Origin of the sequence: Vibrio sp. ABG19 (genome assembly GCF_029962385.1) — a bacterium.
GTDB classification, from domain to species: Bacteria; Pseudomonadota; Gammaproteobacteria; order Enterobacterales; family Vibrionaceae; genus Vibrio; species Vibrio ostreae.
Window position 1 is genome coordinate 7,313 of the sequence record NZ_CP071708.1, and the last position, 25,552, is coordinate 32,864.

Consider the following 25,552-nt stretch of genomic DNA (forward strand, 5'->3'; position numbering starts at 1 on the left):
TCCAGAGTGAGCATCCACAAACAAAAAAATTCGGCCATACACCCGGCCGAAGCCGGGAATATGTGCCGAACCTTTACATACTTACCTGAACAGTACTAGCTGTTTGTTGGATCGTGCTTAATGATATCGCTCAGCAGCATGCTAGTGATATCCGAGCTACTCGACTGGTCGTTAAGACCAAACTGACTCGCACTTCCACTCAACACGATAGACTGGCTGTGACTCTCTTCACCCGTACCGGTTTCAAACGTCAGTTCGATGTCGTTGTCTTCCACTTTGACATTAACGTGTGCCAGCAGATCTTCCATCGAATCACTTCCCAGATCTTCCATCATCTGTGACAGATCCAGCTTGTCACCCTGGTGGAAATCAGTAATCACATCCATCTGGTGTTTGTATTCATGGTCATTCTGGAACTCGCCATCAAACACAAACAGGTCATTACCTTCACCACCGGTCAGGATATCGTTACCCAGACCACCCACCAGGATGTCATCACCGGCGCCGCCGTTAAGTACGTCATCGCCCGTGCCGCCACGTAAGGTATCGTTGCCGTCACCACCGAACAGATGATCATTACCAGAGCCGCCGAAGATAACATCGACACCACCTTCGCCATAGATGTAGTCATCACCGCCGCCGCCGTGCGCAATATCCACATAGGCATTACTTGCTGCGCTTATATTCAGTGCACTGTCTTCATCATCAGCATCGACCAGCCAATCACTGTCATGACCCGAGCCAAAGGCCTCCATGACTTCCTGGGCAGCTGCTTGCTTCTGTGCAGCAGTGGCATTGTCATCCAGACCTTCAATATGGCTGTCGCCAAGGAAGATAACGTCATCACCATCGCCAAGGAACACATCATCACCACCGGCACCGACGTTTACTACAAGGCCATTTTCACTGTAGTCAACACTGCTGGATGTACTCGCGATAGCCACAGGAACCGAAGACCATTGGACCGAATCGCCATCATTGTATACATGTACGGTATCAACAGCATCAAGCGTGGAGTTGATGTCATAACCGGTGACAAACGTCATGGTGCTGGAGCTGGAATCTCCATCGTTATCGGTCAGAGTATAACCGAACTCGATGCGCTGCGGTGTCTCGTCTGCCGCACCATAGAAACGGTAACTGCCGTCGTCGAGGTCGATCACCAGTGAGTGCTTATTATCGATATAGATGGATAACACATTAGTGTGGTAGTTAATCACCGCCGATACATCAGATGAATAGGCGGATTGCTGCACAGTAGAACCATCAAAACTAAACGTAACACCATTAATCGATATTGCGCTAACCAAGCCACCGTCGGCACCAAACCCTGCACCATTTCCACTGCTGACCACCGACCCTTCAATCGGCTTAATCACCGATTGCAGCATAACCGGCGGCAGTTGTGATACATCCGCCACCGTAATGGCATCAGTATTGCTTGATGTAAACCCATCATAAGCGACCAAGTTCAGCTGGTCGGTATTTAAGTTCGTGCCGATACCGTAGGCATGGCTTGTTATCTTGTTGGCTGTCAGATAGTCAGTCCATTGATTAGCCTCGCTCACGCTAATTGCGTTCGGATTATCAAAAAAACGGAATAGATCAAGCCAGTGGCGATCCTCACCTGTTGGTTCTCCATCAGACAAGAAATAACTTACGTTGGTTGCATTGTCCAAACTTCCAGAACTTGCCCAAAAACGCTCTGCTTTATCTAAAGCATCATCGTAATCGGTTTGACCACCGGTCCCCAATTTACTGATTTTTTCCAAAGCCTCGTCAACGCTCAGCCAGTAGGTCGTGTATTTGTGTTGTCCCTTTCCATACGACTCAGATTCTACTTTTGCACTGTCATTAAATGTGATGAGCTGTACACGCGTCTCACCTAGTTGCTCATATTGATGAAGAAGCTCGGTCACAGACGCTTTCATCACAGTAAGACGCTCTCCCGCCATCGAGCCGGACAAATCAAGCATTAACTGAACGTTCGCACCCTGCTTCACTTCTGATTCTGCTACCTGAACGATTTCCTGTGCTACCGGCGCATCATCTTCAATCACAACCGCAATGTTACCCGAAGTTGAGCCAACACCGTTTGTCGCAGTAACCGGCACATTAACAGTCAGACTGTCTGCACCCTGAGGATGGTCAATCGCTCCGAATAGTTTGGTGCTTACGTGCCCAGTACTGTCCACCACGACTTCAATCACCTGAGAGCCGTTTGCTGAGCCGCTCAGAGTCTGACCATCGGTCGACAACTGCCAGTGAATCGTATGTCCATTGGACGTTAAACTCTCATCCGGTTTACCAAGTGACAATGTCCCTTGACCAGTAAACGTAACATCACCTTCATCCGTGACAGAATCAGTGGTGCCATGGTTTGGCTGATCCAATGAAGAATCCGCAATACCGATGTCCAGACCTTCTTCCGAGACAGTCAGCATCAGATTACTGACTGTGGGAGGTGTTAGCGGAGTAACAGCAAAGCCGCCAAGCGTAATATCACCATCACCATCTGTGGCATAGACAGTGAAATTAATATCTGTGTCACCATCAGTGGCCGACATTGCCTGATACTGATAGAACTCCCATTGTCCTGTTGCCGGCGTGAATTCCAATCGGAATACTAATGAGCCATCAATGCCTTCGCCTGTAATAGTGTTGGTCCGGTTTCCATTCGTGACGATGGTTACATTTGAAGAATTCACCCAATCCGCATCATTAAAGCCCAACGAGATAGAACCTGCACCATCAGCCCCCCAATCAACATCAACCTGTCCGCTTCCATAAGCAATCGATTGAGGTTCGGTCGTATCTGAGCCAAGAAACTCTATCGACTTAATGGTGAAATCGCTGTTGTCGCTGTGGTTACCAACCCCATTGTCCGTGGCCCGGATAACCACTTTGTCAAAGCCACCATCTTTAGCCAGGACAAAATCTGCTGACTGATTACCACCGTCATCTTCAGATTCAAAAGTCTGAGTCGAAATCAGTACCCCATCACGCCAGAACTCAACTTCACCCGACTCTTTTTCACCACCATAGAAGTAACCGAAATCTACATTAAAGCCGTACGCAACCGTGCCCTCGTCCAGCGTAATGATGATCTCTTCCGATGCACCTTCACCACCAAGCTCACGATAATCCACTTCATTATCTAAACGGTGATAAGGCGATGGACCACTAACACCAATACCTTCGTGGGACGAAGTAACCGTTCCATCGACCAAGGTCAAATCATTGTCCGAAGCAAAACTTCTCGCGCTGATAGTGAATCCCTGATTAGCCGCAGGGCTGTAATTACTCAGATTAAATTCACCAACCAGAATATCCGGAATATTGTTGATGGTTAGTGCCTGTGACGGGATGTACCCTGCAATCGGTGAGTCATCCTCAACCGCAATATTGATAGTGCCTTGCGTTACAGTTTGCCCGTCTGAGACTGCCAATGTCACATTAAAATCAACAACGTCTTCTGAACTGGTATCAGGATGATCAAGCGGTGCCTGTAATTCAACACCATAGCTCCATTGGGTTGAACCCGCTTGTGGCTCGGTCAGAGTTACCGTCACCACAGACTGATAATCGTCACCACCAATTTCGCCAACATAACCAATTAAGGTGTTGCTATCAGTATCCCAAAGCCAGACAACGTCTTCGCCACCGCAGGTCAAACTCGCAGAACTGGATAGTGACAGTACCAGAGAATCGCCATCAACATCACTGACATCGAATGTTCCGCTCGCTTGTTTGTTGTCTGTCGTATCCACAGGACCATTGTTATCAGGATTTCCATCAGGTAGTCCCTCTTCAGATACCGAAACAGAGGTGATATTTTCCAACTCTGGCGCATCATTTACCGGATGCACTTCAACGCTGATCTGTTTTGTCGCTGTAGCACTCTGTTCTGACTCAACCGCAGCCCGTTCCCCTTCTGTCGAAGTGGCGGTTAAGGTTAGATTGATCGTGCCGTTAAAATCTTGCGGCGGCGTCAGTGACATGTTTTCGAAATCAAAGTCCTTAACTGAAATCACCTGACCTTCAGTGACAAAAGTAATCGTATTGGTTCCGTCAGTGAGTACCGTTCCGACCGGAGCTCCGGTTACAGTCACCTCGGTTATCGTTTCAGAGTCATCTGTCACATCTACAGTGAATGACGTCAATGGAATACTTGTGTCTTCATCGCCCTCGTTAACTGAATAGGCAATGTAGTGATCCAGGTTCCCTTGTTCGTCGCTGACGGTCCCGCCTAAACGTATACCAGATTCAACAATGGCATCCATATCGCTAAACAGCGAGAAGTGCTCAGTACTTAAGCTCGATGTAACACCATTCGCGGTAATATTAACCTCATAAGAGCCATCAGCGTGTTCATTGTGATGCGCGATTTCAATTGGATAGTAGCCGGACTCTTCCACCATCACCGTATCACCTGAAACTTGTGCCCCAGTTCCCCACGTTGCCGAAGCGTCGATATCACTTCCGACTTTCACATACAGGCTGTCATCGGCTTGACCACCAAAGGCATACACGGTATTCGCCTCAAGATAAATGAACCCGGAAATAACCGTTAATGTCCCCTGACCACTGTAGGTACTTCCTGTCACGGTCTGAATGGTTGAAGAGTTATAACTATCAGCGGTAGCACTTCCACTCACATAAGCACGCACCACAGCTTCCAGTCGATCAGCAGAGACACCTGAGCCATCCCAGTTACCTTGAGAATCTTCTGGATAAACTCCGGTCCAGGTCTCTATAGTCAGACCATCTCCCGGATTCGAATTGACAGCAGAGTCTTCAAATTTAGGCGCATCTGCAACTGGTGTAACATCCAAAGTCAGTGTCGCATTAGCAGTATTGCCTTCAGCATCCATCGCGGTGTAATTCACGACGATATCTTCACCACTGAAGTTATTTGCCGGTGTAAAGACAATCTGGTTGTTAACAATTGCCACTGTACCTGCATTTTCAAAGCCTTCTGCCAAAGAGACAGATCCGGCAACCAAAGTCAGCTCTCCGCTGTAAGTGGAGTCAGAATCGTTCGCCAAAACGTCAACCGTTATCGCGGTATCCTCTTTAGTTACCGCATCATCGTTTGTAGCGTTACCTGCAGTAGCAAAAGTCAGATCCAGCACCGTGGTATCCGTCACCGCCAGGTCATTGCCCGCTGGGTCGACCACGGTCATGGTGACGGTCAGTGTGCCTTCGTTGAATCCGGATAAATCCTGATCCGCCACGGTCACCGTGCCGTCCGCAGCCACCAAGATATCTTCGTCAGCCACTACGATATCGTGCTCAGCATTACCATCACTGATTACTATGCGGCTCACGCGGTGGCCCGCTTCCACTTCACCGGTCAGGTCGACGCTGCTCGCTTCATCACTGTTGACGAAGTTATCGCCGCCGTCTTCAAACACAATGCTGTTAGCTATAGGAGAAGGACCGGTCTGATCCAGCTCGGTGGTGTCGGTCACCGCGCCCGGGTTACCGGCCGCGTCGGTCACAGTCATGGTCACGGTCAGTTCGCCGTCGTTCAGGCCGGACAAGTCCTGGCCTGCGACAGAGACATTGCCGTCTGCATCCACACTAATATCGCTGGCGTTAACCGTCAGCGTCGTGTCGCCGTCGGTGATGCTGATGCCCGTTACCGTCGCGTCCGCTTCCACTTTACCGGTCAACGTCACGCTGGTGGCTTCGCTGTCGCTCAGCAGCTCATCGCCGCCATCGTTGAACGCGATGCTGTTGCTGCCGTCATTATTTTCCGGTGCGCTTTGGTCCAGTTCGGTGGTGTCGGTCACGGCGCCCGGGTTGCCCGCGGCGTCGGTCACATTCATGGTCACGGTCAGATCGCCGTCGTTCAGGCCGGACAAGTCCTGGCCTGCGACAGAGACATTGCCGTTTGCGTCGACGGAGATGTCATCGCTGTTGACCGTCAATGTGGTCGTCCCGTCGGTGATGGTGATGCCGGTCACGGTCGCGTCCGCTTCCACTTTACCGGTCAACGTCACGCTGGTCGCTTCGCTGCGGCTCAGCAGTTCATCGCCGCCATCAACAAAGTTAATGCTGTTGCTGCCATCGTTGTTGGTGGGCGCACTTTGATCCAGCTTGGTGGTGTCGGTCACGATGCCCGGGTTGCCCGCGGCGTCGGTCACATTCATGGTCACGGTCAGCTCGCCGTCGTTCAGACCGGATAAGTCCTGGCCTGTGACAGAGACATTGCCGTCTGCATCGACCGTGATGTCATCACTGTTGACCGTTAATGTGGTCGTCCCGTCGGTGATGGTCATACCGGTCACCGTCGCATCCGCTTCCACTTTACCGGTCAACGTCACGCTGCTTGCTTCGCTGCGGCTCAGCAGCTCATCGCCGCCATCGTTGAACGCAATGCGGTTGCGGCCATCGTTATTTTCCGGAGCGCTTTGATCCAGCTGGGTGGTGTCGGTCACGGCGCCCGGATTGCCCGCGGCGTCGGTCACATTCATGGTCACGGTCAGCTCGCCGTCATTCAGACCGGACAAGTCCTGGCCAATGACAGAGACATTACCGTCTGAGTCGACAGAGATGTCATCGCTGTCGACCGTCAATGTGGTCGCCCCGTCGGTGATGGTGATGCCCGTCACGGTGGCATCCGCTTCCACTTTACCAGTCAGCGTCACACTGCTCGCTTCGCTGCGGCTCAGCAGTTCATCGCCGCCATCAACAAAGTTAATGCTGTTGCTGCCATCGTTGTTGGTGGGCGCGCTTTGGTCCAGCTTAGTGGTGTCGGTCACCGCGCCCGGGTTACCGGCCGCGTCAGTCACATTCATGGTCACGCTCAGCTCGCCGTCGTTCAGGCCGGACAAGTCCTGGCCTGTGACCGAGACATTGCCGCTTGCGTCCACACTAATATCGCTGGCGTTAACCGTCAGCGTGGTGTCGCCGTCCGTAATGGTGATGCCCGTTACCGTCGCATCGGCTTCCACTTTACCGGTCAACGTCACGCTGCTCGCTTCGCTGCGGCTCAGCAGTTCATCGCCGCCATCGTTGAACGCGATGCTGTTGCTGCCGTCATTATTTTCCGGTGCACTTTTATCCAGTTCGGTGGTGTCGGTCACCGCGCCCGGGTTGCCCGCGGCGTCGGTCACATTCATGGTCACCGTCAGCTCGCCGTCATTCAGGCCGGATAAGTCCTGGCCTGTGACAGAGACATTGCCGTCTGCGTCGACCGTGATGTCATCGCTGTCGACCGTCAATGTGGTCGCCCCGTCGGTGATGGTGATGCCAGTCACGGTCGCATCCGCTTCCACTTTACCGGTCAACGTCACGCTGGTCGCTTCGCTGCGGCTCAGCAGTTCATCGCCGCCATCAACAAAGTTAATGCTGTTGCTGCCATCGTTATTTTCCGGTGCGCTTTGATCCAGCTGGGTGGTGTCGGTCACCGCGCCCGGGTTACCGGCCGTGTCAGTCACATTCATGGTCACGGTCAGCTCGCCGTCGTTCAGGCCGGATAAGTCCTGGCCAATGACAGAGACATTACCGTCTGAGTCGACAGAGATGTCATCGCTGTCGACCGTCAATGTGGTGGTCCCGTCGGTGATGGTGATGCCAGTGACCGTCGCGTCCGCTTCCACTTTACCGGTCAACGTCACGCTGCTCGCTTCGCTGCTGCTGAGCAGTTCGTCGCCACCATCAACAAAGTTAATGCTGTTGCTGCCGTCATTATTTTCCGGTGCGCTTTGATCCAGTTCGGTGGTGTCGGTCACGGCGCCCGGGTTACCCGCCGCGTCGGTCACAGTCATGGTCACGGTCAGCTCGCCGTCGTTCAGGCCGGACAAGTCCTGGCCACTGACAGAGACATTGCCGTCTGCGTCGACCGTGATGTCATCGCTGTCGACCGTTAATGTGGTCGTCCCGTCGGTGATGGTGATCGCCGTTACCGTCGCGTCCGCTTCCACTTTACCGGTCAACGTCACGCTGCTTGCTTCGCTGCTGCTGAGCAGTTCGTCGCCACCATCAACAAAGTTAATGCTGTTGCTGCCGTCATTATTTTCCGGTGCGCTTTGATCCAGTTGGGTGGTGTCGGTCACCGCGCCCGGGTTACCCGCGGCGTCGGTCACAGTCATGGTCACGGTCAGCTCGCCGTCGTTCAGGCCAGACAAGTTTTGGCCACTCACAGACACATTGCCGTCTGCATCCACACTAATATCGCTGGCGTTAACCGTCAGCGTGGTGTCGCCGTCCGTAATGGTGATGCCAGTGACGGTCGCGTCCGCTTCCACCTTACCGCTCAACGTCACACTGGTCGCTTCGCTGCGGCTCAGCAGTTCATCGCCGCCATCGTCGAACGCGATGCTGTTGTCACCATCGTTATTTTCCGGTGCGCTTTGGTCCAGTTGGGTGGTGTCGGTGACCGCGCCCGGGTTGCCCGCCGCGTCGGTCACAGTCATGGTCACGGTCAGCTCGCCGTCGTTCAGACCGGATAAGTCCTGGCCTGCGACAGAGACATTGCCGTCTGCATCGACGGTGATGTCATCGCTGTTGACCGTTAATGTGATCGTCCCGTCGGTGATGTTGATGCCCGTCACCGTCGCGTCCGCTTCCACTTTACCGGTCAACGTCACGCTGGTCGCTTCGCTGCGGCTCAGCAGTTCATCGCCGCCATCAACAAAGTTAATGCTGTTGCTGCCGTCATTATTTTCCGGTGCGCTTTGATCCAGTTCAGTCGTGTCGGTCACCGCGCCCGGGTTACCCGCGGCGTCAGTCACATTCATGGTCACGATCAGCTCGCCGTCGTTCAGGCCGGACAAGTCCTGGCCACTGACAGAGACATTGCCGTCTGCGTCGACGGTGATGTCATTACTGTTGACCGTCAATGTGGTCGTCCCGTCGGTGATGGTGATGCCGGTCACGGTCGCGTCCGCTTCCACTTTACCAGTCAACGTCACGCTGCTCGCTTCGCTGCGGCTCAGCAGTTCATCGCCGCCATCAACAAAGTTAATGCTGTTGCTGCCATCGTTGTTGGTGGGCGCACTTTGATCCAGCTGGGTGGTGTCGGTCACCGCGCCCGGGTTACCGGCCGCGTCGGTCACATTCATGGTCACGGTCAGCTCGCCGTCGTTCAGACCGGATAAGTCCTGGCCTGTGACCGAGACATTGCCTTCTGCATCGACCGTGATGTCTGCCGCCGCCACAGTCAGCGTGGTATCGCCGTCCGTAATGGTGATGCCCGTTACCGTCGCGTCCGCTTCTACTTTACCGGTCAGCGTCACGCTGGTCGCTTCGCTGCGGCTGAGCAGTTCGTCGCCGCCATCAACAAAGTTAATGCTGTTGCTGCCGTCATTATTTTCCGGTGCGCTTTGATCCAGTTGGGTGGTGTCGGTCACCGCGCCCGGGTTACCGGCCGCGTCAGTCACATTCATGGTCACGATCAGCTCGCCGTGGTTCAGGCCGGACAAGTCCTGGCCACTGACAGAGACATTGCCGTCCGTATCCACACTAATATCGCTGGCGTTAACCGTCAGCGTGGTGTCGCCGTCAGTAATGGTGATCGCCGTTACCGTCGCGTCCGCTTCCACTTTACCGGTCAACGTCACGCTGCTTGCTTCGCTGCGGCTCAGCAGTTCGTCGCCGCCATCAACAAAGTTAATGCTGTTGCTGCCATCGTTGTTGGTGGGCGCACTTTGATCCAGCTCGGTGGTGTCGGTCACGATGCCCGGGTTACCCGCGGCGTCAGTCACATTCATGGTCACGATCAGCTCGCCGTCGTTCAGGCCAGACAAGTTTTGGCCACTCACAGACACATTGCCGTCTGCATCGACCGTGATGTCATCGCTGTCGACCGTTAATGTGGTCGTCCCGTCGGTGATGGTCATACCGGTCACCGTCGCATCCGCTTCCACTTTACCGGTCAGCGTCACGCTGGTCGCTTCGCTGCGGCTCAGCAGCTCATCGCCGCCATCGTTGAACGCGATGCTATTGCTGCCGTCATTATTTTCCGGCGCACTTTGATCCAGCTGGGTGGTATCGGTCACGGCGCCCGGGTTACCGGCCGCGTCAGTGACATTCATGGTCACGGTCAGCTCGCCGTCGTTCAGGCCGGACAAGTCCTGGCCTGCCACAGAGACATTGCCGTCTGCGTCGACCGTGATGTCATCGCTGTCGACCGTCAATGTGGTCGCCCCGTCGGTAATGGTCATGCCGGTCACGGTCGCATCCGCCTCGACTTTACCGGTCAACGTCACGCTGGTCGCTTCGCTGCTGCTCAGCAGTTCATCGCCGCCATCGTTGAACGCAATGCTGTTGCTGCCGTCATTACTTTCCGGCGCACTTTGATCCAGCTCGGTGGTGTCGGTCACGGCGCCCGGGTTACCCGCCGCGTCAGTCACATTCATGGTCACGGTCAGTTCGCCGTCATTCAGACCGGATAAGTCCTGGCCTGCGACAGAGACATTGCCGTCCGTATCCACACTAATATCGCTGGCGTTAACCGTCAGCGTGGTGTCGCCGTCCGTAATGGTAATGCCAGTGACGGTCGCATCCGCTTCCACTTTACCGGTCAACGTCACGCTGGTCGCTTCGCTGCTACTCAGTAGCTCATCACCGCCATCAACAAAGTTAATGCTGTTGCTGCCGTCATTATTTTCCGGCGCACTTTGATCCAGTTGGGTGGTGTCGGTCACCGCGCCCGGGTTACCGGCCGCGTCAGTCACATTCATGGTCACGATCAGCTCGCCGTCGTTCAGGCCGGACAAGTCCTGGCCACTGACAGAGACATTGCCGTCTGCGTCGACGGTGATGTCATTACTGTTGACCGTCAATGTGGTCGTCCCGTCGGTGATGGTCATACCGGTCACGGTCGCATCCGCTTCCACTTTACCGGTCAACGTCACGCTGCTCGCTTCGCTGCGGCTCAGCAGTTCATCGCCGCCATCAACAAAGTTAATGCTGTTGCTGCCATCGTTGTTGGTGGGCGCACTTTGATCCAGCTTGGTGGTGTCGGTCACGATGCCCGGGTTGCCCGCGGCGTCGGTCACATTCATGGTCACGGTCAGCTCGCCGTCGTTCAGGCCGGATAAGTCCTGGCCAATGACCGAGACATTGCCGTTTGCATCGACCGTAATGTCATCGCTGTCGACCGTTAATTCGGTCGTCCCGTCGGTGATGGTGATGCCGGTCACCGTCGCATCCGCTTCCACTTTACCGGTCAGCGTTACACTGCTCGCTTCGCTGCGGCTCAGCAGCTCATCACCGCCATCAACAAAGTTAATGCTGTTGCTGCCGTCATTATTTTCCGGTGCGCTTTGATCCAGTTCGGTGGTGTCGGTCACGGTACCCGGGTTACCCGCGGTGTCGGTCACATTCATGGTCACGGTCAGCTCGCCGTCGTTCAGGCCGGACAAGTCCTGACCTGCGACAGAGACATTGCCGTCTGCGTCGACCGTGATGTCATCACTGTTGACCGTCAATGTGGTCGTGCCATCGGTAATGGTCATGCCGGTCACGGTGGCGTCCGCTTCCACTTTACCGGTCAACGTCACGCTGCTTGCTTCGCTGCGGCTCAGCAGCTCATCGCCGCCATCGTTGAACGCAATGCTGTTGTCGCCATCGTTGTTGGTGGGCGCGCTTTGATCCAGCTTGGTGGTGTCGGTCACGGCGCCCGGGTTGCCGGCGGCGTCAGTGACATTCATGGTCACGATCAGCTCACCGTCGTTCAGGCCAGACAAGTTTTGGCCACTCACAGACACATTGCCGTCTGCGTCGACCGTGATGTCTGCCGCCGCTACAGTCAGCGTCGTGTCGCCGTCCGTAATGGTGATGTCCGTTACCGTCGCGTCCGCTTCCACTTTACCGGTCAACGTCACGCTGGTCGCTTCGCTGCGGCTCAGCAGCTCGTCGCCGCCATCGTTGAACGCGATGCTGTTGCTGCCGTCATTATTTTCCGGTGCGCTTTGATCCAGCTCGGTGGTGTCGGTCACGACGCCCGGGTTACCGGCCGCGTCAGTCACATTCATGGTCACGGTCAGCTCACCGTCGTTCAGGCCGGATAAGTCCTGGCCTGTGACCGAGACATTGCCGTCTGCATCCACACTAATATCGCTGGCGTTAACCGTCAGCGTGGTGTCGCCGTCCGTAATGGTGATACCGGTCACCGTCGCATCCGCTTCCACTTTACCGGTCAACGTCACGCTGGTCGCTTCGCTGCGGCTCAGCAGCTCATCGCCGCCATCGTTGAACGCGATGCTATTACTGCCATCGTTGTTGGTGGGCGCACTTTGATCCAGCTCGGTGGTATCGGTCACCGCGCCCGGGTTACCGGCCGCGTCAGTCACATTCATGGTCACGGTCAGCTCGCCGTCATTCAGGCCGGACAAGTCCTGGCCTGCGACAGAGACATTGCCGTCTGCATCCACACTAATATCGCTGGCGTTAACCGTCAGCGTGGTGTCGCCGTCCGTGATGGTCATACCGGTCACCGTCGCATCCGCTTCCACTTTACCGGTCAGCGTCACGCTGCTTGCTTCGCTGCTACTCAGCAGCTCATCGCCGCCATCGTTGAACGCGATGCTGTTGTCACCATCGTTATTTTCCGGTGCGCTTTGATCCAGCTCGGTGGTGTCAGTCACCGCGCCCGGGTTGCCGGCCGCGTCAGTCACATTCATGGTCACGGTCAGCTCACCGTCGTTCAGGCCAGACAAGTTTTGGCCACTCACAGACACATTGCCGTCTGCGTCGACCGTGATGTCATCACTGTTGACCGTCAATGTGGTCGTGCCATCGGTAATGGTCATACCGGTCACGGTGGCATCCGCTTCCACTTTACCGGTCAACGTCACGCTGCTTGCTTCGCTGCGGCTCAGCAGTTCGTCGCCGCCATCGTTGAACGCGATGCTGTTGCGGCCATCGTTATTTTCCGGTGCGCTTTGATCCAGTTGGGTGGTGTCGGTCACCGCGCCCGGGTTACCCGCGGCGTCGGTCACATTCATGGTCACGGTCAGCTCGCCGTCGTTCAGGCCGGACAAGTCCTGGCCAATGACAGAGACATTGCCGTCTGCGTCGACCGTGATGTCATCGCTGTCGACCGTTAATGTGGTCGTCCCGTCGGTGATGGTGATCGCCGTTACCGTCGCATCCGCTTCCACTTTACCGGTCAACGTCACGCTGGTCGCTTCGCTGCGGCTCAGCAGCTCGTCGCCGCCATCAACAAAGTTAATGCTGTTGCTGCCATCGTTGTTGGTGGGCACGCTTTGATCCAGCTTAGTGGTGTCGGTCACGGCGCCCGGGTTGCCGGCGGCGTCGGTCGCATTCATGGTCACGGTCAGTTCGCCGTCGTTCAGGCCGGACAAGTCCTGGCCTGTGACAGAGACATTGCCGTCTGCATCCACACTAATATCGCTGGCGTTAACCGTCAGCGTGGTGTCGCCGTCCGTAATGGTGATGCCGGTCACGGTCGCGTCCGCTTCCACTTTACCGGTCAGCGTCACGCTGGTCGCCTCGCTGCTACTCAGCAGTTCATCGCCGCCATCAACAAAGTTAATGCTGTTGCTGCCGTCATTATTTTCCGGCGCACTTTGATCCAGCTCGGTGGTGTCGGTCACGGCGCCCGGGTTGCCTGCGGCGTCGGTCACATTAATGGTCACGGTCAGCTCGCCGTCGTTCAGGCCGGATAAGTCCTGGCCTGTGACAGAGACATTGCCGTCTGCATCGACGCTAATATCGCTGGCGTTAACCGTCAGCGTCGTGTCGCCGTCAGTAATGGTGATGCCAGTCACGGTCGCGTCCGCTTCCACTTTACCGGTCAGCGTCACGCTGCTTGCTTCGCTGCTACTCAGCAGCTCATCGCCGCCATCGTTGAACGCGATGCTGTTGCGGCCATCGTTGTTGACTGGCGCACTTTGATCCAGTTCGGTGGTGTCGGTCACCGCGCCCGGGTTGCCCGCAGCGTCAGTGACATTCATGATGACGGTCAGCTCGCCGTCATTCAGACCGGACAAGTCCTGGCCAATGACCGACACATTGCCGTCTGCGTCGACGGTGATGTCTGCCGCCGCTACAGTCAGCATGGTGTCGCCGTCGGTGATGGTGATGCCAGTGACGGTCGCGTCCGCTTCCACTTTACCGGTCAACGTCACGCTGCTTGCTTCGCTGCGGCTCAGCAGTTCATCACCGCCATCGTTGAACGCAATGCTGTTGCTGCCATCGTTGTTGGTGGGCGCACTTTGATCCAGCTTAGTGGTGTCGGTCACCGCGCCCGGGTTGCCCGCGGCGTCAGTGACATTCATGGTCACGGTCAGCTCGCCGTCGTTCAGGCCGGATAAGTCCTGGCCAATGACCGAGACATTGCCGTCTGCGTCGACCGTGATGTCTGCCGCCGCCACAGTCAGCGTGGTGTCGCCGTCCGTAATGGTGATGCCCGTTACCGTCGCATCCGCTTCCACTTTACCGGTCAACGTCACGCTGCTCGCTTCGCTGCGGCTCAGCAGCTCGTCTCCGCCATCGTTGAACGCGATGCTATTGCGGCCATCGTTGTTGGTGGGCGCGCTTTGATCCAGCTCGGTGGTGTCGGTGACCGCGCCCGGGTTGCCGGCCGCGTCGGTCACATTCATGGTCACGATCAGCTCGCCGTCGTTCAGGCCGGATAAGTCCTGGCCTGCGACCGAGACATTGCCGTCTGCATCGACGGAGATGTCATTACTGTTGACCGTTAATGTGGTCGCCCCGTCGGTGATGGTCATGCCCGTTACCGTCGCGTCCGCTTCCACTTTACCGGTCAACGTCACGCTGCTTGCTTCGCTGCTACTCAGCAGCTCGTCGCCGCCATCATTAAACGCAATGCTATTGCTCCCGTCATTATTTTCCGGCGCACTTTGATCCAGCTCGGTGGTGTCGGTCACGGCGCCCGGGTTGCCGGCCGCGTCGGTGACATTCATGGTCACGGTCAGCTCGCCGTCATTCAGGCCGGACAAGTCCTGGCCAATGACAGAGACACTGCCGTCTGCGTCGACCGAGATGTCATTACTGTTGACCGTCAATGTGGTCGTCCCGTCGGTGATGGTGATACCGGTCACGGTCGCATCCGCTTCCACTTTACCGGTCAACGTCACGCTGCTTGCTTCGCTGCTACTCAGCAGCTCATCGCCGCCATCAACAAAGTTAATGCTGTTGCTGCCATCGTTGTTGGTGGGCGCACTTTGATCCAGCTCGGTGGTGTCGGTCACTGCGCCCGGGTTACCCGCCGCGTCAGTCACATTCATGGTCACGATCAGCTCGCCGTCGTTCAGGCCGGATAAGTCCTGGCCTGCGACAGAGACATTGCCGTCTGCGTCGACGGTGATGTCATCGCTGTCGACCGTTAATGTGGTCGTCCCGTCGGTGATGGTGATGCCCGTTACCGTCGCATCCGCTTCTACTTTACCGGTCAGCGTCACGCTGGTCGCTTCGCTGCTACTCAGCAGCTCATCACCGCCATCAACAAAGTTAATGCTGTTGCTGCCGTCATTATTTTCCGGTGCGCTTTGATCCAGTTGGGTGGTGTCGGTCACCGCGCCCGGGTTACCGGCCGCGTCGGTCACATTCATGGTCACGGTCAGCTCGCCGTCGTTCAGACCGGATAAGTCCTGGCCTGTGACCGAGACATTGCCTTCTGCATCGACCGTGATGTCTGCCGCCGCCACAGTCAGCGTGGTATCGCCGTCCGTAATGGTGATGCCCGTCACCGTCGCGTCCGCTTCCACTTTCCCTGTCAGGGTCACGCTGGTCGCTTCGCTGCGGCTCAGCAGTTCATCGCCGCCATCAACAAAGTTAATGCTGTTGCTGCCGTCATTATTTTCCGGTGCGCTTTGATCCAGTTTGGTGGTGTCAGTCACCGCGCCCGGGTTACCGGCCGCGTCGGTGACACTCATGGTCACAGTCAGTTCGCCGTCGTTCAGGTCGGACAGATCCTGGCCTGCGACAGAGATATTGCCGTCTGCGTCGACGGAGATGTCATCGCTGTCGACCGTTAATGTGGTGGTACCGTCGGTGATGGTGATGCCCGTTACCGTCGCATCCGCTTCCACTTTACCGGTCAACGTCACACTGCTCGCTTCGCTGCTACTCAGCAGCTCATCGCCGCCATCGTCGAACACAATACGGTTGCTGCCATCGTTGTTGGTGGGCGCACTTTGATCCAGCTGGGTGGTGTCAGTCACGGCGCCCGGGTTACCGGCCGCGTCAGTGACATTCATGGTCACGGTCAGCTCACCGTCGTTCAGGCCAGACAAGTTTTGGCCACTCACAGACACATTGCCGTCTGCATCGACCGTGATGTCTGCCGCCGCCACAGTCAGCGTGGTGTCGCCGTCCGTAATGGTGATGCCAGTCACGGTCGCGTCCGCTTCCACCTTACCGGTCAACGTCACACTGGTCGCTTCGCTGCGGCTCAGCAGTTCATCGCCGCCATCGTTGAACGCGATGCTATTGCGGCCATCGTTATTTTCCGGCGCACTTTGATCCAGTTCGGTGGTGTCGGTGACCGCGCCCGGGTTGCCGGCCGCGTCAGTCACATTCATGGTCACGGTCAGCTCGCCGTCGTTGAGAGCGGACAGATCCTGGCCACTCACTGAGACATTGCCGTCTGCGTCGACCGTGATGTCATTACTGTTGACCGTCAATGTGGTCGTGCCGTCGGTGATGGTGATGCCGGTCACGGTCGCGTCCGCTTCCACCTTACCGGTCAGCGTCACGCTGGTCGCTTCGCTGCGGCTCAGCAGCTCGTCGCCGCCATCGTTGAACGCGATGCTGTTGTCACCATCGTTATTTTCCGGCGCACTTTGATCCAGCTTAGTGGTGTCGGTCACCGCGCCCGGGTTACCGGCCGCGTCAGTCACATTCATGGTCACGGTCAGCTCGCCGTCGTTCAGGCCAGACAAGTTTTGGCCTGCGACCGAGACATTGCCGTCTGCATCGACGGAGATGTCATTACTGTTGACCGTTAATGTGGTCGCCCCGTCGGTGATGGTGATCGCCGTTACCGTCGCGTCCGCTTCCACTTTCCCTGTCAGGGTCACGCTGGTCGCTTCGCTGCGGCTCAGCAGTTCATCGCCGCCATCAACAAAGTTAATGCGGTTGCTACCATCGTTGTTGGTGGGCGCACTTTGATCCAGTTGGGTGGTGTCGGTCACGATGCCCGGGTTGCCCGCGGCGTCGGTGACAGTCATGGTCACAGTCAGCTCGCCGTCATTCAGGCCAGACAAGTTTTGGCCTGCGACAGAGACATTGCCGTCTGCATCGACGGTGATGTCATCGCTGTTGACCGTTAATGTGATCGTCCCGTCGGTGATGGTGATACCGGTCACCGTCGCATCCGCTTCCACTTTACCGGTCAACGTCACGCTGCTTGCTTCGCTGCTACTCAGCAGTTCATCGCCGCCATCAACAAAGTTAATGCTGTTGCTGCCATCGTTGTTGGTGGGCGCACTTTGATCCAGCTCGGTGGTGTCGGTCACTGCGCCCGGGTTACCCGCCGCGTCAGTCACAGTCATGGTCACGATCAGCTCGCCGTCATTGAGAGCGGACAGATCCTGGCCAATAACAGAGACATTGCCGTCCGTATCCACACTAATATCGCTGGCGTTAACCGTCAGCGTGGTGTCGCCGTCCGTAATGGTGATGCCGGTCACCGTCGCATCGGCTTCCACTTTACCGGTCAACGTCACGCTGCTTGCTTCGCTGCGGCTCAGCAGTTCGTCGCCGCCATCAACAAAGTTAATGCTGTTGCTGCCATCGTTGTTGGTGGGCGCACTTTGATCCAGTTCGGTCGTGTCGGTGACGGCACCCGGATTGCCGGCCGCGTCGGTCACATTCATGGTCACGGTCAGCTCGCCGTCGTTCAGGCCGGACAAGTCCTGGCCTGTGACAGAGACATTGCCGTCTGCGTCGACGGTGATATCATCGCTGTCGACCGTTAATGTGGTCGTCCCGTCGGTGATGGTGATCGCCGTTACCGTCGCGTCCGCTTCCACTTTACCGGTCAGCGTCACGCTGGTCGCTTCGCTGCGGCTCAGCAGCTCATCGCCGCCATCGTTGAACGCGATGCTATTGCTGCCGTCATTATTTTCCGGCGCACTTTGATCCAGCTCGGTGGTGTCGGTGACTGATCCCGGGTTGCCCGCAGCGTCAGTCACATTCATGGTCACGGTCAGCTCACCGTCATTCAGGCCGGATAGATCCTGGCCAATGACCGAGACATTGCCGTCTGCGTCGACCGTGATGTCTGCCGCCGCCACAGTCAGCGTGGTATCGCCGTCCGTAATGGTCATGCCAGTGACCGTCGCGTCCGCTTCCACTTTCCCTGTCAGGGTCACGCTGGTCGCTTCGCTGCGGCTCAGCAGTTCATCGCCGCCATCGTTGAACACGATGCTGTTGTCACCATCGTTATTTTCCGGTGCGCTTTGATCCAGTTCGGTCGTGTCGGTCACGGCGCCCGGGTTACCCGCGGCGTCAGTGACACTCATGGTCACGGTCAGTTCGCCGTCATTCAGGCCGGATAGATCCTGGCCAATGACCAAGACATTGCCGTCTGCGTCGACGGAGATGTCATCGCTGTCGACCGTTAATGTGGTCGTCCCGTCGGTGATGGTCATACCGGTCACCGTCGCATCCGCTTCCACTTTACCGGTCAGCGTCACGCTGCTTGCTTCGCTGCTACTCAGCAGCTCATCGCCGCCATCGTTGAACGCGATGCTGTTGCTGCCGTCATTATTTTCCGGTGCACTTTGATCCAGTTGGGTGGTGTCGGTCACCGCGCCCGGGTTACCGGCCGCGTCGGTCACAGTCATGGTCACGGTCAGCTCGCCGTCGTTCAGGCCAGACAAGTTTTGGCCACTCACAGACACATTGCCGTCTGCGTCGACGGTGATGTCATCGCTGTCGACCGTTAATGTGGTCGTCCCGTCGGTGATGGTGATCGCCGCTACCGTCGCATCCGCTTCCACTTTACCGGTCAGCGTCACGCTGGTCGCTTCGCTGCGGCTCAGCAGCTCGTCGCCGCCATCAACAAAGTTAATGCTGTTGCTGCCATCGTTGTTGGTGGGCGCACTTTGATCCAGCTCGGTGGTGTCGGTCACTGCGCCCGGGTTACCCGCCGCGTCAGTCACATTCATGGTCACGATCAGCTCGCCGTCGTTCAGGCCGGATAAGTCCTGGCCTGCGACAGAGACATTGCCGTCTGCGTCGACGGTGATGTCATCGCTGTCGACCGTTAATGTGGTCGTCCCGTCGGTGATGGTGATGCCCGTTACCGTCGCATCCGCTTCCACTTTACCGGTCAGGGGCACGCTGCTTGCTTCGCTGCTACTCAGCAGCTCATCGCCGCCATCAACAAAGTTAATGCGGTTGCTGCCATCGTTGTTGGTGGGCGCACTTTGATCCAGCTGGGTGGTATCGGTCACGGCGCCCGGGTTACCGGCCGCGTCAGTCACAGTCATGGTCACGATCAGCTCGCCGTCGTTCAGGCCGGACAAGTCCTGGCCTGCCACAGAGACATTGCCGTCTGCGTCGACGGTGATGTCTGCCGCCGCCACAGTCAGCGTGGTATCGCCGTCCGTAATGGTCATGCCCGTGACCGTCGCGTCCGCTTCCACTTTACCGGTCAGCGTCACGCTGCTTGCTTCGCTGCTACTCAGCAGCTCATCGCCGCCATCAACAAAGTTAATGCTGTTGCTGCCATCGTTGTTGGTTGGCGCACTTTGATCCAGTTTGGTGGTGTCGGTCACGGCGCCCGAATTGCCCGCCGCGTCGGTCACATTCATGATCACGGTCAGCTCGCCGTCATTCAGGCCGGACAAGTCCTGGCCAATGACCGACACATTGCCGTCCGTATCCACACTAATATCGCTGGCGTTAACCGTCAGCGTGGTATCGCCGTCGGTGATGGTGATGCCCGTCACCGTCGCGTCCGCTTCCACTTTACCGGTCAACGTCACGCTGGTCGCTTCGCTGCGGCTCAGCAGCTCATCGCCGCCATCATTAAACGCAATACTGTTGCTGCCATCGTTATTTTCCGGTGCACTTTGATCCAGCTTGGTCGTGTCGGTCACGGTGCCCGGGTTGCCCGCGGCGTCAGTGACAGTCATGGTCACGGTCAGCTCGCCGTCGTTCAGGCCGGACAAGTCCTGGCCTGCCACAGAGACATTGCCGTCTGCGTCGACCGTGATGTCTGCCGCCGCCACAGTCAGCGTAGTATTGCCATCAGTAATGGTCATGCCAGTGACCGTCGCGTCCGCTTCCACTTTACCGGTCAACGTCACGCTGGTCGCTTCGCTGCGGCTCAGCAGTTCGTCGCCACCATCAACAAAGTTAATGCGGTTGCTGCCATCGTTGTTGGTGGGTGCGCTTTGATCCAGTTCGGTCGTGTCGGTCACCGCGCCCGGGTTACCCGCGGCGTCAGTCACATTCATGGTCACGGTCAGCTCGCCGTCGTTGAGAGCGGACAGATCCTGGCCACTTACTGAGACATTGCCGTCTGCGTCGACCGTGATGTCATCGCTGTCGACCGTTAATGTGGTCGTCCCGTCGGTGATGGTGATGTCCGTTACCGTCGCGTCCGCTTCCACTTTCCCGGTCAACGTCACACTGGTCGCTTCGCTGCTACTCAGCAGCTCATCGCCGCCATCAACAAAGTTAATGCTGTTGCTGCCGTCATTATTTTCCGGAGCGCTTTGGTCCAGTTGGGTGGTGTCGGTCACGGCGCCCGGGTTACCGGCCGCGTCGGTCACAGTCATGGTCACGGTCAGCTCGCCGTCGTTCAGGCCGGACAAATCCTGACCACTGACAGAGACATTACCGTCTGCGTCGACGGTGATGTCATTACTGTTGACCGTCAATGTGGTCGTCCCGTCGGTGATGGTCATGCCAGTCACGGTCGCATCAGCTTCCACTTTCCCTGTCAGGGTCACGCTGGTCGCTTCGCTGCCGCTCAGCAATTCATCGCCGCCATCGTTGAACACGATGCTGTTGTCACCATCGTTATTTTCCGGTGCGCTTTGATCCAGTTCGGTGGTGTCGGTCACGGCGCCCGGGTTACCGGCCGCGTCGGTCACAGTCATGGTCACGGTCAGCTCGCCGTCGTTCAGGCCGGACAAATCCTGACCACTGACAGAGACATTACCGTCTGCGTCGACGGTGATGTCATTACTGTTGACCGTCAATGTGGTCGTCCCGTCGGTGATGGTCATGCCAGTCACGGTCGCATCAGCTTCCACTTTCCCTGTCAGGGTCACGCTGGTCGCTTCGCTGCCGCTCAGCAATTCATCGCCGCCATCGTTGAACACGATGCTGTTGTCACCATCGTTATTTTCCGGTGCGCTTTGATCCAGTTCGGTGGTGTCGGTCACGGTGCCCGGGTTACCCGCCGCGTCAGTCACATTCATGGTCACGATCAGCTCGCCGTCGTTCAGGCCAGACAAGTTTTGGCCACTCACAGACACATTGCCGTCTGCATCGACGGTGATGTCATCGCTGTTGACCGTTAATGTGATCGTCCCGTCGGTGATGGTGATGCCCGTCACCGTCGCGTCCGCTTCCACTTTACCGGTCAACGTCACGCTGGTCGCTTCGCTGCGGCTCAGCAGTTCGTCGCCACCATCAACAAAGTTAATGCGGTTGCTGCCATCGTTGTTGGTTGGCGCGCTTTGATCCAGTTCGGTCGTGTCGGTCACCGCGCCCGGGTTGCCCGCCGCGTCGGTCACAGTCATGGTCACGGTCAGCTCGCCGTCGTTCAGGCCGGACAAGTTTTGACCAATGACCGACACATTGCCGTCTGCATCGACCGTGATGTCTGCCGCCGCCACAGTCAGCGTGGTGTCGCCGTCAGTAATGGTGATGCCCGTTACCGTCGCGTCCGCTTCCACTTTACCAGTCAGCGTCACGCTGGTCGCTTCGCTGCGGCTCAGCAGCTCATCTCCGCCATCAACAAAGTTAATGCGGTTGCTGCCATCATTATTTTCCGGTGCGCTTTGATCCAGTTCGGTGGTGTCGGTCACGGCGCCCGGGTTGCCCGCGGCGTCGGTCACAGTCATGGTCACGGTCAGCTCGCCGTCGTTCAGGCCGGACAAGTCCTGGCCACTGACAGAGACATTGCCGTCTGCATCCACACTAATATCGCTGGCGTTAACCGTCAGCGTGGTGTCGCCGTCCGTGATGGTAATGCCAGTGACGGTCGCGTCCGCTTCCACTTTACCGGTCAGCGTCACGCTGCTTGCTTCGCTGCGGCTCAGCAGTTCATCTCCGCCATCAACAAAGTTAATGCTGTTGCTGCCGTCATTATTTTCCGGCGCACTTTGATCTAGTTTGGTCGTGTCGGTGACCGCGCCCGGGTTACCGGCGGCGTCGGTCACATTCATGGTCACGGTCAGCTCGCCGTCGTTCAGGCCGGATAAGTCCTGGCCTGTGACCGACACATTGCCGTTTGCGTCGACCGTGATATCTGCCGCCGCCACAGTCAGCGTGGTGTCGCCGTCAGTAATGGTGATGCCCGTTACCGTCGCGTCCGCTTCCACTTTACCGGTCAACGTCACGCTGCTTGCTTCGCTGCTATTCAGCAGCTCATCACCGCCATCGTTGAACGCAATAATGTTGTCGCCATCGTTGTTGGTGGGCGCACTTTGATCCAGTTCGGTGGTGTCGGTCACGGCGCCCGGGTTGCCGGCCGCGTCGGTGACATTCATGGTCACGGTCAGCTCGCCGTCATTCAGGCCAGACAAGTTTTGGCCTGCGACAGAGACATTGCCGTCTGCATCGACGGTGATGTCATCGCTGTTGACCGTTAATGTGATCGTCCCGTCGGTGATGGTGATGCCCGTCACCGTTGCATCGGCTTCGACTTTACCTGTCAGGGTCACGCTGGTCGCTTCGCTGCGGCTGAGCAGTTCGTCGCCGCCATCAATAAACGCAATGCGGTTGCTGCCGTCATTATTTTCCGGTGCGCTTTGATCAACTTCATAGTTCGCGGTCGTACTAGATTCCACCGTATTGCCGGCTTCATCGTCAGAAATCACGACGACATCAAACTCGCTGCCATTCACTAAATCGTCGCCGTCCACATCGACCGACCAGCTACCATCGTCGTTGACGGTGGTGCGGTATTCGCTGCCATTAATCACCATCGACACACTGTCGCCTTCGGCAATATCGCCGCCGGTTGCCGTCCCTGACACGGTCACGCGGCCGGTGCTTTCGTCACTGTTGATGGTGTTGTCGTCGGTGATTGGGTTGACCGTCACTGTGCCCGCGTCCGCGGTCAGGTCCACGCTGTAATTGGCGGTCGCGCTTGATGCCACCGTGTTACCGGCGGCGTCGCCTGAGGTCACAACGACATCAAACTCGCTGCCATTCAATAAATCGTCGCCGTCCACATCGACCGACCAGCTGCCATCGTCGTTGACGGTGGTGCGGTATTCGCTGCCATTAATCACCATCGACACACTGTCGCCTTCGGCAATATCGCCGCCGGTTGCCGTCCCTGACACGGTCACGCGGCCGGTGCTTTCGTCACTGTTGATGGTGTTGTCGTCGGTGATTGGGTTGACCGTCACTGTGCCCGCGTCCGCGGTCAGGTCCACGCTGTAATTGGCGGTCGCGCTTGATGCCACGGTGTTACCGGCGGCGTCGCCTGAGGTCACAACGACATCAAACTCGCTGTCATTCACTAAATCGTCGCCGTCCACGTCGACCGACCAGCTGCCATCGTCGTTGACGGTGGTGCGGTATTCGCTGCCATTAATCACCATCGACACACTGTCGCCTTCGGCAATATCGCCGCCGGTTGCCGTCCCTGACACGGTCACGCGGCCGGTGCTTTCGTCACTGTTGATGGTGTTGTCGTCGGTGATTGGGTTGACCGTCACTGTGCCCGCGTCCGCGGTCAGGTCCACGCTGTAATTGGCGGTCGCGCTTGATGCCACGGTGTTACCGGCGGCGTCGCCTGAGGTCACAACGACATCAAACTCGCTGTCATTCACTAAATCGTCGCCGTCCACGTCGACCGACCAGCTGCCATCGTCGTTGACGGTGGTGCGGTATTCGCTGCCATTAATCACCATCGACACACTGTCGCCTTCGGCAATATCGCCGCCGGTTGCCGTCCCTGACACGGTCACGCGGCCGGTGCTTTCGTCACTGTTGATGGTGTTGTCGTCGGTGATTGGGTTGACCGTCACTGTGCCCGCGTCCGCGGTCAGGTCCACGCTGTAATTGGCGGTCGCGCTTGATGCCACGGTGTTACCGGCGGCGTCGCCTGAGGTCACAACGACATCAAACTCGCTGTCATTCACTAAATCGTCGCCGTCCACGTCGACCGACCAGCTGCCATCGTCGTTGACGGTGGTGCGGTATTCGCTGCCATTAATCACCATCGACACACTGTCGCCTTCGGCAATATCGCCGCCGGTTGCCGTCCCTGACACGGTCACGCGGCCGGTGCTTTCGTCACTGTTGATGGTGTTGTCGTCGGTGATTGGGTTGATACTTACGGTTCCCTGATCCGCAGACAGATCCACGGTATGAGTAGAGGTCGCGCTAGACTCAACCGTACTTCCATCAGCATTGCTTGATGTCACGGTGACATCAAACTCTGTATCGTTAGCAAGATCGCTACCGGCCACATCCACTGACCAGTTACCATCGGCATCTACAGTCGTCGTATAAGACGTACCGTTGATGAGCATGCTCACCGTATCACCTTCAGAGATATCGCCTCCAGTCGCGGCACCACTGACAGTGATGGTTGATTCGCTTTCATCAAAGTTGATAACCCCGTCATCTGCGATCGGGTCAACAGTAACGGTGCCGGCAACAGCCAGAGTGATGTCTGCAGCGTCTGCAGTCACTAAGTTGGTCAGCGCCAGACTTTGCGTTTGTGAAAGGCCAAGACTTTCCAGTCCTGTTGTATCGAAGTTCGTTGTGGCAATAATCTGAATGTCAGTACGATCAATCGTCGCTGAGTCGGTCACTGCCGAACTCAGCACTCCACCAGCAGCCGGAGCCAGATCGCCATCGACCTGCGTCGGGTCCTGACCCTCTTCTAGTGCAGCAAAGATCTGTGCCACATCATCCGTGATGTCCTGAGGCATATTATTGGCATCAACCAGTTGTGCTTGAACCGCTGCGTCATCATCCACATCATTACCGATTTGAACAATAACGGTACCCTGTGGTAGCCGTTCACCCACGGTCGCAATTCTGACGTTACCAGTCGGATCGATAACAATCATTTGGTTAGCAGACAGAATTCCACTAGTGACAAGAGAGTTTAATCCCATAAAAAGCCTCGGACATAATAGAAGATGATATACCGCAAGGTATGCAACTTGGTGCGATACATTTATCCTGGAAAAATTCAGTTAAATTTAGCACTAATCCATAGTTAAACAAAGGTTAAAACGTTGTACTGTTAACGTTTTTTTGACGTATTTCCGATATTCTCAAAGCTGATACAACACAAAATTCAAACGGGATCATATTCGATACTTTGCTTTTAATTCGGGTACTTAACCGATAAAATCCATTTCTAATTAGTGAGTTATCAATGCATAATTTC

General features: G+C 56.7%; 1 protein-coding gene. It reads right to left on the reverse strand.

Annotated features, from left to right (window positions below):
• Positions 1-95: 95 nt before the first annotated feature.
• The gene (locus tag J0X00_RS06255; protein ID WP_282477693.1) at positions 96-25,274 is read right to left on the reverse strand and encodes an Ig-like domain-containing protein; all 25,179 of its coding nucleotides are present in this window, start codon (positions 25,272-25,274) and stop codon (positions 96-98) included.
• Positions 25,275-25,552 lie beyond the last annotated feature (278 nt).

Bases quoted from the DNA above. Each gene is read 5' to 3' on its own strand.
- J0X00_RS06255 (WP_282477693.1), bottom strand. From the start codon at position 25,274: ATGGGATTAAACTCTCTTGTCACTAGTGGAATTCTGTCTGCTAACCAA.